Source organism: Mesorhizobium sp. M7A.F.Ca.CA.004.04.2.1 (genome assembly GCF_004022825.1).
Taxonomy (GTDB): domain Bacteria; phylum Pseudomonadota; class Alphaproteobacteria; order Rhizobiales; family Rhizobiaceae; genus Mesorhizobium.
Map to the genome: position 1 here is coordinate 1 of NZ_RZPH01000038.1, position 2,482 is coordinate 2,482.

Here is a 2,482-nt window from a genome sequence, read left to right on the forward strand (position 1 = left end):
CTGTGGAACCTGTCGGTGCAGACATCCGCGGTTGCCATCATGGCCTGCGGCATGGTGCTGGTCATCGTCATGCGCAACATCGACCTGTCGGTCGGTTCCGCCGAGGGCCTGATCGGCATGGTGATGGGATTTGCCCAGGTGCATTTCCTGGTGCGCTTTGTCGGGCTCGAACTCGGCAACCCGTGGATCTGGGTCCTGGCACTGGTCATCGGCCTGGCGCTCGGCCTGTTGATCGGCGCTTTTCAAGGCTTCGTCATCGCCTATCTCGAAGTGCCCGCCTTTATCGTGACGCTGGGCGGCCTGCTGGTCTGGCGCGGTGCCGCCTGGTGGGTCACTTCAGGCCAGACCGTGGCGCCGCTTAACGCCACTTTTCAGCTGATGGGCGGTGGGCCGGCGGGATCGATCGGCGCGACCTGGAGCTGGGTCGTTGGGATCGTCGCCTGCCTCGCCGTGGTGTTTGGGCTGTTCAACGGGCGGGTGCAGCGCAAGCGTTTCCGGTTTCCGCTACGTCCGATCTGGGCCGAGGCGCTGCTTGGAGTCGTCACCTGCGGCGCCATCATGGGTGCGGTCTGGCTCGCCAACTCCTACCCCTGGCCGATCGGCATCGTGAACAGATATGCGGCCGCCAACAACATCACCGTTCCCGAAGGCGGCCTGTTCATCGCCCACGGTATCGCGATACCGGTGCTGATGGCTGTCGCCGTCGGGCTGGTCATGACCTTCATCACCAACCGCACCCGTTTCGGCCGCTATGTGTTCGCCATCGGCGGCAATCCCGAGGCGGCCAATCTCGCCGGCATCAACACGCGATGGATCACCATGAAGGTGTTCATGATCATGGGCGTGCTGGCCACGATTGCCGCGGCGATCTCCTCGGCCCGGCAGAATTCGGCCACCAACGTGCTTGGAACGCTCGACGAACTGCTCGTCATTGCAGCCGCCGTGATCGGCGGCACGTCGCTTGCCGGCGGATCGGGAACGATCATCGGCGCCATGCTGGGCGCCCTGCTGATGCAGTCGCTGCAGTCCGGCATGGTGCTGCTCGGCGTCGACTCGCCGCTGCAGAGCATCGTCGTCGGGGCCGTACTGGTCATCGCCGTGTGGCTCGACACCGTCTATCGCAAGCGCGTCTAGGAGGGCATGCCATGAATGACAAGACTGCTCCTGCAGCCACCGCGCTGATCGACATGAGGAACATCTCGATCGCGTTTGGCGGCATCCGCGCCGTCGACGACGCCTCGATCGATCTTTTCCCCGGCGAGGTCGTGGCGCTGCTCGGCCACAATGGCGCCGGCAAGTCGACATTGATCAAGATCCTGTCCGGCGCCTACAAGCGCGATTCGGGCCAGATCTTCGTCAACGGCGAGGAGGCATCGATCTCCAATCCACGCGACGCCAAGAAATACGGCATCGAGACGATCTACCAGACGCTGGCGTTGGCCGACAATGTCGACGCCGCCGCCAATCTGTTCCTCGGCCGCGAGCTGATGACCGCCTGGGGTACGCTCGACGACGTTGCCATGGAGGCCGAGGCGCGCAAGGTGATGGGCCGGCTCAATCCCCGCTTCCAGCGCTTCAAGGAGCCGGTGATCAAGCTGTCGGGCGGCCAGCGGCAATCGGTGGCGATCGCGCGTGCGATCCTGTTCAACGCCCGCATCCTGATCATGGACGAGCCGACGGCGGCGCTTGGTCCGCAGGAAACGGCGCAGGTCGGCGAACTGGTCAAGCAGCTCAAGTCCGATGGCATCGGCATCTTCCTGATCAGCCACGACATCCACGATGTGTTCGAGCTTGCCGACCGGGTCTGCGTCATGAAGAACGGTCAGGTCGTTGGCACCGCCCGCACCACCGATGTCACCCAGGACGAGGTGCTGGGGATGATCATTCTTGGCAAATGCCCGCCGGGCGCCATTCCAGGACCGGGTGCGCTGAAGATCGCAGCCTGAGATCAAGCCAGCTCGCCGTTGCCGGACACGTGATATGCCAGCCGTAAGGATGGCTTGGCCGTGGCATTGTGTTGGCACGGCGACTTGCCCATAAAGGTCCGATATCGCTCAGGGACCGCACGATCCGTTGAAGAAGCTTTTCCCGATCATCGCCTTTATCGCCGTCGCACTAATCAGCATGGTGATGGCAGGTTTCGCCTATTTCGCCACACAGGAAGCCGCGCGCATCAAGTTCGAGGCGACTGCCGACGACGCGCTCAACCGGATCGAGAGCCGCATCGACCTGCATCTGTCGCTGCTGCGCTCGACGCAGGCCCTGTTCGACGCCCGCAATGGCGATATTTCTCGCAATGAGTTCAAGGCGTTCTTCAACGCGCTCGATGTCGACAAGAATTTCGCCGGCTTGCGCGGCATCGGTTTCCTCAGGCTGGCAAAGACGGGCGACAAGGCGACGGTCGAACGCGATATGCTGCACGATTATGGCGTCAGTCATCCAATCTACCCGGATACCACGCAACCCTGGCGTACCCCTATCG

The 2,482-nt window shown here is 63.1% G+C and carries 2 protein-coding genes and 1 pseudogene; all 3 read left to right on the forward strand.

What is annotated here, in order from left to right; translation table 11 throughout:
• Window positions 1-1,134 (forward strand): sugar ABC transporter permease (locus EN893_RS03500; RefSeq protein WP_164900704.1); only part of this gene is annotated, 1,134 nt, incomplete at its 5' end.
• 11 nt (window positions 1,135-1,145) lie between these two features.
• The gene (locus EN893_RS03505; RefSeq protein ID WP_127267717.1) at window positions 1,146-1,946 is read left to right on the forward strand and encodes an ATP-binding cassette domain-containing protein; all 801 of its coding nucleotides are present in this window, start codon (window positions 1,146-1,148) and stop codon (window positions 1,944-1,946) included.
• A gap of 184 nt (window positions 1,947-2,130) precedes the next feature.
• Window positions 2,131-2,482 (forward strand): annotated as a pseudogene (locus tag EN893_RS38970) (CHASE domain-containing protein); the annotation flags it as partial.

Coding starts and splice junctions, on each gene's coding strand:
- EN893_RS03505 (WP_127267717.1), top strand. CDS start 1,146: ATGAATGACAAGACTGCTCCTGCAGCCACCGCGCTGATCGACATGAGG.